The sequence below is a fragment of the Kiritimatiellales bacterium genome, from assembly GCA_041656295.1.
In the GTDB taxonomy this organism is placed as follows: domain Bacteria; phylum Verrucomicrobiota; class Kiritimatiellia; order Kiritimatiellales; family Tichowtungiaceae; genus Tichowtungia.
This window is the reverse complement of sequence record JBBADV010000008.1, coordinates 98,504-112,825: the sequence shown is the minus strand read 5'-3', so window position 1 is coordinate 112,825 and position 14,322 is coordinate 98,504. Positions and strand designations below refer to the sequence as shown.

The following is a 14,322-nucleotide window of genomic DNA, read 5'->3' as shown; positions in this document are numbered from 1 at the left end:
GAACGGATGCGTCCTGTTTTACATCCATTCGCAAAAATTTAGTATTCCATCAGCTGTTTTTCCAACCAGTCATAAGCATATTCGCGAATATAATCCGGCATCGCGTGCCCGGCGGTGTGCGCCAGCACAGTAAAGGGATGCTGACGCGTCAGCCCGTACATCGGCAGCTGTTCTTTATAATATTCGGTGATCAGTTCCAGCGCCGGAAGTATTCCCAGCGGACTGGAAGGATCGTTCAGGCCGATCATCAGCAGTACGCCGCGCGGTGCAATTTTTTGATGGAACAGATTCCGGCGCGCGGACTGTCCAAGATTCATTTTAGCAACCGCGTTTTCCACTGTCGCCGGACTCGTCCAAAGTTTTGAGTCATACACAAATCCGCCGCCGCAACTGTGCGCGATGGCTTTAATGCGTTCATCCATTGCGGCGATATCAAGGCTGTCGTGTCCGCCCAGCGAATGCCCCATGCTGCCGATTCTATTCGTATTCACGAAATCCAGTTCGACAAGAAAATCCAGCGCCTGCTGAAGATCATGCACGACTTTGCCATATTCATAGCTCCAGGTTGGATAGCGCGCCGCGAAATCCGCTTTGTAGGCATTGGCTTTTTCAATTGTGGTGCCGGTGGCGCCCGGCAGTACCCGCTCACCGTAACCGGGGCGATCCGGTGCAAAACAGATAAACCCGCGCTTAACCAGATCCTCGCCGAACTTACGCTGATTCCGTTTTTCAATCTCCGTCACGTCTTCAGTCGGATAATTGCTGTAATTATTGACCGGGGCATCTTTGCCGTAAGCGCTGGTGCCGTGAATGCACATCATTAACGGCCGTTTTTCCCCGACGGCAAGTCCGGCGGGAATCAGCAGCCAGCCGGTGATCCGTTCATTTTCTTCCACATTATATGCAACCAGCTGCCGGACGTAGCCATCCAGATTTTCGGTGGACAGCACCGTCATTTCCGGCGTAACGCGCGCGGCACCGGTGCCGCGCAGTTTTCCAGCGTAAACTGCAAACTGTTCTTCAAACTGAGCACGAGGAATAAACACCTCTTCAACCGGCACGTAATTACTTTCTTCAATCTGTGACGGAGCGATCTCGGAGGTAACAGCTGCAGTTTCAACAGATTCAACCGTATAGTTGTCCAGCCGCATATAAACCGCAGTGGTTCCGGTGTTGGGATTCAGATAAAATCCGACATTGGAAATATTGCCGGTGATACTGGAAAAAGGCACCGCCGGTTCGGGACTTAACTGCAATGATGTTCCGGGCACAAATACCAGTTCCCGGAATTCTGCGTCACCGAACAGGCCGATCCTGGCGGTTTTATATTCTGTGGCATGCGTGTAATTATATGTGTCTTCGGAAACATACCAGGTATCGCCGGCCTGAAATGCAAAGCGGGCGATTGAACAGTTCGTTGCCATTCTCAAATCACAGCCGAGAATAATATTCGGCTGAGTGCTCATGTCAATTGGAAGCGGAACATACGCCAGAGAAACCTGCCACGTATTTCCCACATAAACTCCGGTGGTGGTCGTTTCGTCACCAAACGGAGAAAGCGCCGCAACATTTTTCACCGGAGTTTTTCCATTGATGTATGCGATAATCCGTTTACTGTTTTTTGATGTGATGTCTGCTGCATTCGTCTGTGAATATGCGTGCCAGCCATAGACATCTACATACTGGCTCTCCCCGCTGTTATTCGCAAAATTCTGGGCATAAATATATCCGTATTCAGATGGAGCATCGCCGGCTGTGGCAAAAAGAAAAGCAGCTCCGGTTTTTGTCATTCCCATAACCGCCGCAAAAACCAGCGCAAATACCGGTACCGCGTGCCGTTTAAAATTATTCATGGTATTCACCCGTTAAATTAAATGTTTCCAGAAAATCCGTCGTCTCCTGAATCGCCGCTTCGGCATACTTCCCGGTGTAAAATGCCGAATGCCCGGCGCCAGCAACCATGACCAGTTCACACACGCTGCCGAGCGCCCGCACTTTGCTCTGATATGTTTGGGCATGCTCTTCACTCAGAATCGTATCTTTATCGCCCAGCAGAATCAGTTGCGGCGGCATGTTGGAACGCAAATTGTCAATCGGTGAAAATTCTTTGTAACGGTTTTTGAACCGGTTATAGATTATTTCATAACCGGGCGGCGGACCGGTGTCGATTACCGGACACATCAGAATCACCGCTGCCGGGTCCGGCACAATATCCAGGTTGTCGGCCGGATCATTCAATACATCCAGCAGTGCAACGCAGATCGACAAATGCGCGCCGGCGGAACTGCCGGCAGTGATAATTTTGGCCGGATCAACGCCGAATGCCGCCGCATTGGCTTTTGTATACCGGAATGCGCTTTTTGCATCTTCGACCGTGCGAAAATGCGCCGTAACCGTATCCATGCCCGGCGGACGGTTCGCCGCTGCCGCCAGCCGGTATTTCACCGTGGCGGTAACAAATCCTTTATCCGCAAATGTCCGGCACGCACTTGCATACTGCGACGGACTGCCGCCGATCCAGCCGCCGCCGTGAAAAAAGAGAATCATCGGGCGCCGGTCTGACGACTGCCAGCCTGCGGGTTTATACAGATAAAAATGCAACTGTTCCGAGCCGGCAGTTTTATACACCACCGCTTCGTCGAAGCCGGTAAAGCCGGCATCCGCCGGAAGAAACGATTTCACGGCAAATATCGTCCCGGAAGACGACACACGGCCCCCGCCGGTAATCACAAAATTATCCACCCGCATATTGGTGTCTACAGTACCATCCGGCTCAAGTAAAAAACCGGCATTTATGATATCACCGGTAATTTCAGAAAACGCCACCGGCGCATCGCTGCTAATCTCCAATACAGACCGCGGTGTGAAATTCAGTCGCCGGAACTGCACATCGCCGGCGAGCGCAATGGAACATTCCTTAAACGCGTTTGTATTGCTGAACGTATCCTGCGAAACATACCAGGTATCGCCGGCTTGAAATGCAAAATACGTTTGGGTTTCCAGCGCGTCATGCCTGATGGAAAATTTTAAATTAAGGTTGGAATAAACGCCCTCCGGCAACGGAACATACGCCAGTGTAATATGTTTTGATTTTACCAGATAACAGCCCCGGTCTATTTCCTGTCCATAGGGCGACAATGCGCGCACGTTTGCCATCACCGCGGCGCCGGAAAAATATGTGATCCGTTTACTGTTCGATGAAAAATCGCCGGCGGCACTGCCGGAATATGTTTTCCAGCCATAATCGGCACAGAACTGACCTACCTTATCAACATTATTTGCAAAGCTCTGCGCATAAATGATGAATTCCGAACACAGAACCGGCGGCGCATGAAAAAGCGCCGCACATAGAACCGCCGCCGGAATAAGATGCCGCCGGAAATTCTTTCTATATTGCAAAAAAGCGGACATATATTATGAGCCCGAGGTTACTGCAAAATTATCAACCCGCATCACAGTGGCATCTGCGCCGGTATTCGGTTCAAAGAAAAAACCGACATTTTCAATATCGCCGGTAATTTCAGAGGCGGCGACCGCCGGCGCCGGATTAATTCCCAGTTTACCGGTTTTAAAATCCAGTTGAAGGAATTTTGTATCGCCAAAAAGTTTCACCGCAAATGTCTGAAAATTTGACGTGGACGGAAATGCAAACATCTCTTCTGAAACATACCAGCCGTCCGCCGTTTTAAACACAAACCGCGCGGTAGATGCCGCCGCTGTTGTCCGCAGATCAAAACTCAGCGTGACATTTGGATGTTTTGCGCGGCTGATTGCCAGCGGCACATGAGAAAGCGAAAGGTGCGGCGAATTAGCACTGTAAAATCCTTTCGCCTCGTCTTTGCCGTACGGCGCCAGCGCCTTCACATTTCTCATCTGAATTTTTGACCCGGTATAACGGCTGATACGCCTGCTCGCTTTTGACACATCGGATGAACGGGAAAACACCTTCCAGCCATAGGCCGAAGCCAGCTGTTCCGTACCGGTATTATTGGAAAAATTCTGTGCGTACAGCGTTTCTGCCGCCAGCGCCCTGGATATCGAAAAAAGAGTTGCAAATAAAACCGCTCCGAATGCTTTATTTCCTGCTTTCATACAGCTGTTCTCCTTTTATCACCGGCGATAACCCGGCCGGATTTATTCATTTACTATCCCTGAAAATCAAAACCTGTCAACCACATAATCAATAATTATTTATTAAACTTGTTTTTGACCTGTTTTCACCTCCACTCATCAGTAATTTCAGTTCTGTCCCGGCTGCATCACAGCGTCAAACCGCGGCAGCAGTGTTGAACCGGGATCCAGCAGTTCCATCAGCCAGACCGATGTATATTCCGCCAGTTTGGCAGCGGCAATCGATTCGCCGTGCCGCGGACGCGGGTGCAGCTCCGCCTGCCGGCGCACAGACACATTGGAGCTTTCCGACCCAGCGCCCCACAAATATTTCAGCAACGCCGCACGCGAACCGGCGCTGTTTTCAATCAGCTGCTGATAATAAAGCAGCGGCAGCGCACGCAACGAACCGCGCCCGCCCATATTATAAAAATGCGTTTCGCCGCCGCTGGTCATTCCCGGCAGGAATGTCTGTCGCAGACAGTCAGAAACTGCGGTGCTCAACTCCGGATCGCTCTCTTTAAATATGAGGTACGCCCAGCACAGCGCCTCCGCCTGAAAATAACTGTCGGCGCTGTATTCCAGCTCAATAAACAGCCGTGTGTTGCGCGCGAAAAGATTTGAATAGGTCGCGCTGTTTTTTTCGAGCGCATAAATCGCCTGCGCGCCCATCACATCCGGCATGACGTACCACAGCGTAGCCTGGGTGGGAACTCCGCCGCGCAGTCCGGTGCGGTACAATCCGTTGCCGGTGTACAGCGTTTCAACCAGATCAAGCAGCCTGCCGGTAAACGTATAAATTTCTTCGCGCAGCGCCGCATCGCTCATGCGCGACGCCGCCTGCGCCAGCGCCAGTGTAATATTTCCGCCGTCGGCGCTGTTGAAGTACGGCATATTATATTCACCGTAACCAATCGGAACCGCGCCTTTGGCTGTGCCGGAAGATGTCTGCCGGTCGAGCATCATCTGCGTAAACCGGCGTGCCGTAACATCAATCGCATTCGTTGAAATTCCGTACCATAAGTCAGCATTTTCAGCGAGCTGTGCCGGGTTCCGGCGCAGCCATTCGAGATAAAGAAACATCGCGCGCGAGCCATAAGCATCCCCGAAATAATGGTGCGTTAAACGTCCGTCATCGTGCGCTGCCTGAATCTGAATCATGTGCCGGATGGCGTAGAGCAGTGTCCGTTCGGCATCCACGTGGTCGGCAAACCGGTCGCTGCCGGAGGTCCATTCATACACCGCTTCCCAGTCGAACGCTGTAAACGGAAAATCAGCCGGCACGGCATCGAGCTCAAGTTCGCGGGTGGCCTTATTCCGGCGCGGAATATCCATACTCATCGCACCGCTGACTCTTCCGGCGCCGGCATTCGCGCTTAATGTGCCGCGAATAATATTGGTGGTCGGATTATGCAGCGTCACTTTCACCTTCGGCACCGACGTTTCGGCAGCGCTGGTGGTGTTCGGAATCACCGACAGAATTTTCGGCGTGAACAGCGCGTAATGCAATGATGATGCCAGGGACGAAATCAGCGCCGGTTTTTCTGTAAATTCGTCCGGCGTAAAACCGAACAGCGCAACGCCGGCGCCAAACAGTTCTCCCGCCGCAAAAAATCGCAGTTCTGCTACCGGCGCTGCCGGCGCACCGGAATTTCCGGCCGTGCCGTTCCAGAGCGGAATCCGGCGCATCCGGCGTTTTTCTTTGGTGTTATATTCGCTGGCTGTATCCGTGCCCATCTGCGTACCGGGATGTTCCAGATACGGCGGCGGACAAATCCATGCGACAGAAATTCCGGCATCAGTGCCGGCAGCCAGTCCGCCGGAATCCGGCGCGGCAGTGATACTCACATTATTTTCCGGCGCGGCGCATCCGGCGAATGGATCAAAAATCCATTCCGGCGCGGTGATGCCGAGTTCCAGATACGGAATCCGGTATTTCAACTGCACCGATGTCGGCGCATAAATTCCGGCGGCGTTTTCGGCAAGATCAATTGAACCGATGGAAAACGCCATCGGTTTTTCGCGCCACACTACCGCGTTGTTGATTCCGATCGAAATTTTGCTGATGTTTTCCGGATTCAGCAGCGGATACGGCGTCAGCGCGTCCGACCAGCCTTCCGGAATAAAGTCGGCGAGCGAAACGATGTGCGTTTTCCATTCCGGCGTTACCGGTAGAAAATGAATCCACGTTCCGTTCGAATGATCAGTAATTTGCAACCACAGCAGTTCAGCATAGGTGCTGCCTTTCGCCAGAAACGTCAATACCGTCCGGTTTGAATTCAGCAGTGATGGTGACACGCTGAACGTCGCCAGCACATTGGTCATTCCGCGGCTGGTCGTTTCAAAATGCAATGCTTTTTCGCCGTCCGGCGCGGTGATTTCCGACCGCGCCGGTTTATCGCACTTCATGGTTCCGATCTGCGGCGGATAGGTAATCGTCGCGCCGGTGGACGCGCGCCAGAGCGGCACCGGATTTGCCGGCACCGGCCGGTAATCAAATGCGCCGGCGCCGATTACCGCAATATTGCCGCCGTTGCGTAAAAACTGTGTGAGCGCCGGCCGGCTTTCCGGCGGACAAACCGTTTCCGGCGCCAAAACTACCGTACGGGCGGAATGAATCGAAAACGTATTCAACCGGTCTGCGGATAACCGGACGGCGCGCATGCCGGCACTCGTCAGCGCATCGCAAAACTCCGGCGACGACAGCAGCGCATCGCCATACACATAAACCCGTTCCCAGAGTGCCGGCGGTGACAGGATTGTAAAAAACAGTGATGATTGAATAGGAATTACTTCGGCGCTCACCGTAAAATTATCTACCCGCATCTGCGTCGAAGAGCTGCCGTTATTCGGTTCTAAAAAGAAGCCCGCCGCTGTGATGTGTCCGCCGAGTGCAGAGAATGCAACCGGCGCGGCATTTGCCGGAAGCGCCAGTTCACTGCCCGCCGAAAAATTTAATGGCAGAAATTCCGCTTCGTCCAGCCGCAGCGAAACGGTGCTGAACTGCGTTGCGTGCGTCCAGTTGAATTCATTGGCCGAAACATACCACTGCCCGCCGGCTTCAATTGCAATTCTGGTGGTTGAAACGTCCAACGTATTGCGCATGTCGAACTGCACCGTGATGTTCATGAGGTTGCTGATCACCAGCGGTGTGTATGAAAGAGAGATGTGATGTGAATTGGCATTATAAAAACCCTCCACAATTCCATCGCCGTACGGTGCGGCGGCATTGACGTTCGCCATCGCAGCGGCATTGTTAATAACAATCCGGTTGCTTGTTGCGGTCTCATCCAACGCATTGGTACGGGTGTATACTTTCCAGTCATAATCCCGCAGCGGTTTTCCTGAACCGCTGTTATTCGCGAAACCCTGCGCATAAATGATTTCCGGTGCCGTGAATACTGCTGCCGGCAGAAGAAACAGCATTGCAAATAATAATGCGCTAAGTGCGCGTTTCTGTCTGTAACGTTCTATTGTCATGCAGGCAATCATGTGTTCAACTCCGAATCGGGCACGACAGCGCCGGATATGAAATTCAGTGTTCCGTAGAAAAATCGATTCGTCAACTAAAATTATAAATAATTATTTGCTGCTGTTTATTTCTGCATGTTTTAAATTTAAATTGAACCGCCGGTGAAAAATTGACAAATTCACCCATAATTTAAGGGATCATTACCATGGCAAGTCAGATTGATATTGCAAAAGCATCCGGTGTTACGCAGTCCATTGTGTCGCGGATTCTGTCCGGGCACTGGGAACAGGACCGGATTGCGCGCCGCACCGCCGAAAAAGTTTTGCGCATTGCGCGTGAAATGGACTACCGCCCTAACCTCGCCGCAAATATTGTGTTCGGACGTAAAACCAATTTGATCGGTGTCGTTGTCCGTTCATTTCATGATCCCTACCTCAGCATTATTCTGGACGAAATCAATGAGCGTGCGGTACAGGACAAACTGAGCGTCATTGTCGCCGGAATGTCAAAAGGCGTCACACCCCTGCAAGCTGTCCATCTGTTGCGCGGATACCGCCCGGATGCCGTTATCGTGGTGGGAACCATTGATTTTTCCGAATGGAAAAAACAGATGGGTCGTTCCGGGCAAAAAATTATCCAAATCGGGCTGAAAACGCCGGAGAAAAATATTATTTCCTGCAGCTCAGATGAATATTCCGGCGCGGAACTGCTGGTGGATCACCTGCGTTCACTCGGACATAAAAAAATCGGTTTTATCAGAGACCGGTCGCTCACATCCGTCGTGCGCGAAAACGCATTGCAGACAGCACTTGCGAAACACAGATTAAAATTAAAAGTCGTTGAATTTGTCGCGCTGGACACGCTCAGCAATTCCCTGCCCGCCGGCGATCCGGCTGTGCAAAAGCTTTCAGAAAAAATAACCGCCGGAGAATTAACCGCTCTAATTTGCGTCGGCGATATGATTGCCACTGCATTCGCGACCCGCCTAATGCAAACCGGCATTCAGATTCCACAGGAGGTTTCGCTGGCGTCATATAACGACGTTCCGATGGCTGCCATGTTTAATCCGCCGTTAACCACCATTCACCTGCCGTCTCGTGAACTCGCCGGTGCCGCAATGGATATTGTCACCGGACAGCGGGCGGCGCGTTCTCTTAATTTAAAGCCGTCACTCATTGTCCGTGCGAGCACTGCCGCTGTTGCCCCAGAATAAATCCCGCAATTTTAATTCTTACCGGTGGTTGGCGAAAAAAAATTTGCCACATCGAGTGCATTTTTCAGCGCTGCAGGTTATTCAGCATTTTATCCAGCCGGCTGTAAACCATCCTGCCGCGATCTAAACGGCATCGTGTGTCCTTCATTAAACCACAGGAATGAACGCTTCGGACCGACACACCCGTTTCTTCGCTTCCGCCTCGGCCGCCGGCGGGTTTGATCTGGCTTTCATTATTTCGCCGACTGCATGACATGTTCAAAACATGGCAGCACGGTGCAGCCGGGGTCGAGCATTTCAATCATCCAGATGGATGTGTATTCCGCCAGTTTTCCGGCGGCGATGGATTCACCATGGCGCGGCCGCGGGTGAATTTCCGCCTGACGCCGCACGGAAACGTTTGAACTTTCCGAGCCGGTGCCCCACAGATATTTAAGCAGCGCAGCGCGCGAACCGGTGCTGTTTTCAACCAGCTGCTGATAAAACAAAAGACTGAGTGCACGCAATGAGCCTCTTCCGCCGAGATCACAGAAGTGATTTTCACGGCCTTCAAGGAGCCCGTTGATAAATGTATCTCTCAAACGGTTTTCAATCGCCTTATGCAGTTTTGTATCATCAAATGTCAGATACGACCAGACGAGAGCTTCAGCCTGGAAATATCCGGCGGCGCTGTATCCGGCGTCCAGAAATGCATCCGTATTCCGGCGCAGGATTTTCCGGTAATGTTCATCATTTTTTTCCACCGCAATAATCGCCTGCGCACCCATCACATCCGGCACAACATACCATGGTCCGGCTTTCGTCAGCTTGCCGTCGGAACCGAAACCGAGTCCGTAATGTCCGGCTTTGGTCCAGTTCCGTTCAGCATCTTTGGGCTGGTCTTTCGTTAACTGCCGGCTGAGTTTTTCGTCGATATAAAATGTTTCGGCAACATCGAGGAACCGGCGGCCGCACGAATAGATCCGTTCGCGCAGTTCGGCATCATCCATGCGCGCCGCGGCCTGCATGAGCGCCACACAAATATTACCGCCGTCGGCATTATTATAAACGCCCTGATGCTCGCCGTAGCCCATTGGAATCGCACCGTCCGGATTCTGGCGCGTCAGAATCATTTCTGTAAACCGCCGGGCTGTTTTTTCAATTGCTTCCGGTGACATATCCTCCCATAAATCGGCATTATCTTTCAACTGTTCAGGATTTTTCTTCAGCCAGTTTAAATATAAATACATGGCACGCACACCGTAGGCATCGCCGAAGAAATGATTCGTTAGCCGTCCATCATCGTGCGATTTTTGAATGCGAACCATGTGCCGCGCGGCGTGCAGTAAAATCCGCTCGGCATCAACGTGATCGGTCAGCTGATCGGCGCCGCCGTCCCATTCATAAACAGCCTGCCAATCGAATGATTTGAACGGGAAATTTTCCGGTACGTCAGTCAGCTCCACCGTTTTTACGGCGATGTTCCGGCGTGGAACATCCAGCGCAGTTTCGCCGTGCAGCATTCCGGCACCAGCGGAAACTTTTAAGGTTCCGCGCACAATCTGATCGGTCGGATTATACAGAGTCACTTTAATCAATGGTTTCGCCTGTTTATTATATTCCGGCCGCGTAGTGTTCGGCGACACGGAGAGAATTTTTGTTGAAAACAGTGCGTAGTTTATTCCGGAGATCAGCGAGGAAACCAGCGCCGGATTTTTTACAAACTCTACCGGTTCAAAACCGAACAGCGACAGCGACGCGCCGGTATGTTCACCGCCGGCAAAAAATCTCAGCTCCGCAACGTCACTGTCCAGCGCACCGGTATAGTAAAGAGAAATCCGGCGCATAGCGTGCTCGGCCTTGGTGTCATAATCTTTTTTATGATCAGTTCCCATCTGTGTGCCGGGATGTTCCATGTACGGCGGCGGACAGATCCAGGCAGAAGAAATTCCGGCGATTTCACCGGCCGCAAATTTTCCGGCGCCGGGAACCGGAATTATTTTCCCGGCGTTCTTCAACGGCGCAGCGCCGGCAAACGGATCAAAGATCCAGCGCGGTGCGGTAATGCCTAACTCCAGAAAAGGAATACGCATTTTCGGCAGCAGTGCGGTCGGCGTATACACGCCGGCGGAATTTTCGGCGAGGTCGATGGTGCCGACCGAAAACTCCATCGGTTTTTCACGCCAGGTGACGGAATTGTGAATGCCAATACCGATGGTTTTAATCTGTTCCGGATTCAGCAGCGGATACGGTTTGTGTGCGTCCGCCCATTTTTCCGGCATGAAATCGGCGAGCGTTACGGCGTAACTGTCCCACTCCGATGTTACCGGCAGAAATGAAATCCACCGGCTGCCGCCGCGATCGCAAATTTCCAGCAGTAAAAGTTCGGCGTAGGTGCTGCCTTTGGCACGGATAACCAGAACGTTGCGTGCCGGGTTCAGCGCCGACACTTTTGCCGGAAATGAAACCATCGTGCTGTCCATTCCCTTCTCAAGGGTTTTAACATTCAGCGCCGGCGCGCCGTCCGGTCCGACAACTTTAGTTATGGTAGCGGCTTCAAGGCTTCCGACCGGCACCCCGGGCTCCGTCCGGCGCGGATAAATGATTTCGGCGTTGCTGGCAAAACTCCAGAGCTGCACCGAGTTTGCCGGGACGGGACGGTAATCGAACACGTCCGGGCCGATGACAAAAATATTTCCGCCGCCGCGCAGAAAACGCGCGAGTGCCGGACGGCTTTCCGGCGGACAGACATCTGCGAATACAATCGTCCGTGCAGATTCCGGTGACACCGCCGAAATTTTTCCGGCATCCGCCGGTTCCACTTCAAAATCAGCCGCTTTCAGCGCGTTCATAAATTCCGGCGACTGCTGCAGAGCTGTGCCATAAACTAAAACTTTTTTGGCGGCGGCAGAATTATCTGATGCTGAAACATCTGCAGCGTTTGCATTTTTCACCGCAGTTACAACAAAATTATCAATGCGCATGGCGGTTGGATCATCGCCGGTATTCGGCTCCAGAAAAAATCCGGCATTAATTATATCACCGGAAATTTTTGCAAACTGGATGGCGCGTCTGGAATCGATACTTAATGTTTTTTTGGGTACAAAATTCAACCGGAGAAATTTTTCATTCTGCAGCGTCACTGAGTAATTCACAAACAGTTCTGTAATTTGATTAAATGAACGCTCCGAAACATACCAGTTGCGGCCGGCCTGAAACGCGAAGCGTGCTTTCGACGGCGCGGCGGAATTTTTCAAATCGAAGCTGAAGGTGATTTCTGAATAGTTGCGCGGGTCTAAAAGCAGCGGTGTGAATGAAAGCGTGATGCGCTGTGAATTGGCATTATATAATCCGGCAGTAATCCGGTCACCGTATGGTGTCGGCGCATTCACATTCGTCAGCAGATCCGATCCGGCAGTGGAAACAATGCGCCTGCTCACAGTTGAATCAACGGCTGTATCGCGCGTAAACGTCTGCCAGCCGTAAGCGGAAACATCTTTGGGTTCGCCGGAATGATTGGAAAAACCCTGCGCGTAAATTACAGTCGGTTGTGCGGCAGCAATTCCGGCAATGCAAAAAAAGGTCCCGGCTGATAAAATTAATTTGATATTGTTTTTCATGGAGTAACTGTTCGGGTTAATTTGATAACATAAGATATAATTTAATCCCCGGTGAAACACTTTGAGTGGCTTCTATGATAAAGTTGTCGACACGCATTTGTGTTGTTGCTTTGGGATTATGAAAAAACCCGGTTTTGGTAACCTCACCGGAAATCGAAGAAAAGCTGATTGCCGTGCCTGAATCAACAACCAGACTTCCGCCCGGCCCCGGAGTAAAATTCAAAGAGGCAAGCTCTGTTGCCGGCGTCAGTGTGATAGTTACAGTTGTAAACGTGCTGGCATGATTCCATTTAAAAATATCATTTGAAACATACCAGTTTCCGCCGATTTCAAACGCAAACCGCATCTCGGCATCATTCGATGAGTTTCTTATATCAGCTTTTACAGTGATGTCTTTGTAATGGCCTGACGGAAACGGGACGTATGCCAGGGCAACTTTATCTGAATTTCCATTATAAAATCCGGTTGAAATACAATTTCCAAACGGGGCTGCCGCGTTGACATTAGTTATTCCCGGCCCATTCATATTGGTAACAATCCGGTTTGCACTGGCAGAAAAATCTGAGGCGCCTGTATCAACATACAACGCCCAGCCATAATGAACAAGAGTGGTTCCAGCACCGGTGTTATTGGCGAACCCCTGTGCATAGATCACATCGGCCGCGCCGGCGATGCCGCAGAAATATAAATTTCCGGCGGCAAGTAACAGACCAAGCTGTTTCAAATGTATATTCATATGCCCTCCTTTACAGAACGTTGAACGGCTCTACACCGGTGCCGTATTCGATTAACGCCATGATTGCATAGGACGCGGCGCGGATGTTGTAGGTTACATCATCCGTATAATAATCGTCGGTCATGCCGAGAAATGCGCCGTCCGCCGGCGAATCTTTTTCGTCCCACTGAATATCGGCGAGATAATTCATCGCTGCCGCAACTGATCCGGTATAACGCTCGCCGAACAGCCGGTCATGCATCATCATTTCCACCGGAACCATTCCGCCGGCGCTGCGCACCGAAAATTCTTCCGGGCCGTAACCGCCGTCAGCACGCTGATTACGCACCATGCGGTCAAGAAAACTTTGCGCCGGCGTAATATAATCCGTTTCTTTATCAAGCATGTGCGCGCACGCCAGCGCAACACCGGCGAAATCACTGTTGTACTGATGCATAATTTCCCAGCCATCCGGAATAAATTTCCGGTACGGATCGTCCGGCGCCGCTTCCTGCCACGTTTTCGGATCGACTGCAACGGTGACGAATCCGTCGTCAGCTAAATGATATTTGACGAAGTGCTGCGCCGAAGTCAGACACATGTCGTGATATTCCGGCGACGGGCGCAGTTGATTCAGCCGATAGAAATAAATCGCTTCGCCGATATGAAAACTGCCGGACCAGTCCGGTATCCATTCCTTGTCGTTAAAAAATGTATTCCAATAGGTGAAGCCGCGTTCGGTGCCGACAGACAGAAACCATTCGGCAAAACAAATCGAACGCTCCAGTGCTTCATGGTCGCCGGAAGCCTGATACCAGTCCAGCAGCGACCACGCCGCCGTGGTTGCATCGCGCGGACAGGCGAGCTCGCTCTGCGGTGAAATTTCATGAAATACGCCGCGCAGCCGCGGATGAGTCGGACTGAATTCCTGCAGGCTGCGCAGATAGTTTACTCCCCTGCCGGCAGCATCCAGATAGCGCTGATCATCCAGAGCGCGCCACGCCTGCAAGCAGGCCTGTATGGCGACACCGGTGGTCCAGTTGGTAGAAAGACGCAGCATTTTTTTCGCTTTGCAATCGTAGATCATTGGAAACCGGCCGCGCTCCGCCGATTTTTCTTCTTTGTTCTGATGACGAATAAAAAATTCCAGACCGCGCCGAGCTCTATCAACCGCTTCGTCTTTCGACAGTTGTTTTATTGTTTTTATCATAAT

At 51.7% G+C, this 14,322-nt stretch carries 8 protein-coding genes; 1 reads left to right on the top strand and 7 read right to left on the bottom strand.

Annotated elements, in window-relative coordinates:
• Positions 1–38 precede the first annotated feature (38 nt).
• From WC959_07085 to WC959_07070, 4 genes are all read right to left on the bottom strand, one after another.
• On the bottom strand, positions 39–1,853 hold the full coding sequence (locus WC959_07085; protein ID MFA5688894.1) for an alpha/beta hydrolase family protein: 1,815 nt from the start codon (positions 1,851–1,853) through the stop codon (positions 39–41).
• Positions 1,846–3,411 carry an alpha/beta hydrolase gene (locus tag WC959_07080; GenBank protein MFA5688893.1) on the bottom strand — a complete coding sequence of 522 codons (1,566 nt, stop codon included), beginning with the start codon at positions 3,409–3,411 and terminating at the stop codon, positions 1,846–1,848. The genes WC959_07085 and WC959_07080 overlap by 8 nt, the downstream gene beginning before the upstream one ends.
• A 3-nt stretch (positions 3,412–3,414) precedes the next feature.
• Positions 3,415–4,092 (bottom strand): hypothetical protein, encoded by a 678-nt coding sequence (locus WC959_07075; protein MFA5688892.1) that lies wholly within the window; start codon positions 4,090–4,092, stop codon positions 3,415–3,417.
• A 147-nt stretch (positions 4,093–4,239) separates the two neighbouring features.
• Complete coding sequence (locus WC959_07070; protein MFA5688891.1) at positions 4,240–7,590, bottom strand: hypothetical protein; 3,351 nt, start codon at positions 7,588–7,590, stop codon at positions 4,240–4,242.
• Between the two features lie 197 nt (positions 7,591–7,787).
• Here WC959_07070 and WC959_07065 point away from each other — a divergent pair, with 197 nt between their 5' ends.
• Positions 7,788–8,795, top strand: a complete 1,008-nt coding sequence (locus WC959_07065; protein MFA5688890.1) for a LacI family DNA-binding transcriptional regulator — start codon at positions 7,788–7,790, stop codon at positions 8,793–8,795.
• A 233-nt stretch (positions 8,796–9,028) separates the two neighbouring features.
• On the opposite strand, the gene WC959_07060 is transcribed toward WC959_07065, so the two are convergent.
• The 3 genes from WC959_07060 to WC959_07050 are packed head-to-tail and all read right to left on the bottom strand — an operon-like array spanning position 9,029 to position 14,319.
• Positions 9,029–12,394: a hypothetical protein gene (locus WC959_07060; GenBank protein MFA5688889.1), complete on the bottom strand. Its 3,366-nt coding sequence runs from the start codon at positions 12,392–12,394 to the stop codon at positions 9,029–9,031.
• A 16-nt stretch (positions 12,395–12,410) separates the two neighbouring features.
• Positions 12,411–13,130: a hypothetical protein gene (locus tag WC959_07055; protein MFA5688888.1), complete on the bottom strand. Its 720-nt coding sequence runs from the start codon at positions 13,128–13,130 to the stop codon at positions 12,411–12,413.
• Positions 13,131–13,140: 10 nt separating this feature from the next.
• Positions 13,141–14,319 (bottom strand): hypothetical protein, encoded by a 1,179-nt coding sequence (locus tag WC959_07050; GenBank protein ID MFA5688887.1) that lies wholly within the window; start codon positions 14,317–14,319, stop codon positions 13,141–13,143.
• Positions 14,320–14,322 lie beyond the last annotated feature (3 nt).

Coding starts and splice junctions, on each gene's coding strand:
- WC959_07070 (MFA5688891.1), bottom strand. CDS start 7,590: ATGACAATAGAACGTTACAGACAGAAACGCGCACTTAGCGCATTATTA.
- WC959_07065 (MFA5688890.1), top strand. CDS start 7,788: ATGGCAAGTCAGATTGATATTGCAAAAGCATCCGGTGTTACGCAGTCC.
- WC959_07060 (MFA5688889.1), bottom strand. CDS start 12,394: ATGAAAAACAATATCAAATTAATTTTATCAGCCGGGACCTTTTTTTGC.
- WC959_07080 (MFA5688893.1), bottom strand. CDS start 3,411: ATGTCCGCTTTTTTGCAATATAGAAAGAATTTCCGGCGGCATCTTATT.
- WC959_07075 (MFA5688892.1), bottom strand. CDS start 4,092: ATGAAAGCAGGAAATAAAGCATTCGGAGCGGTTTTATTTGCAACTCTT.
- WC959_07055 (MFA5688888.1), bottom strand. CDS start 13,130: ATGAATATACATTTGAAACAGCTTGGTCTGTTACTTGCCGCCGGAAAT.
- WC959_07050 (MFA5688887.1), bottom strand. CDS start 14,319: ATGATAAAAACAATAAAACAACTGTCGAAAGACGAAGCGGTTGATAGA.
- WC959_07085 (MFA5688894.1), bottom strand. CDS start 1,853: ATGAATAATTTTAAACGGCACGCGGTACCGGTATTTGCGCTGGTTTTT.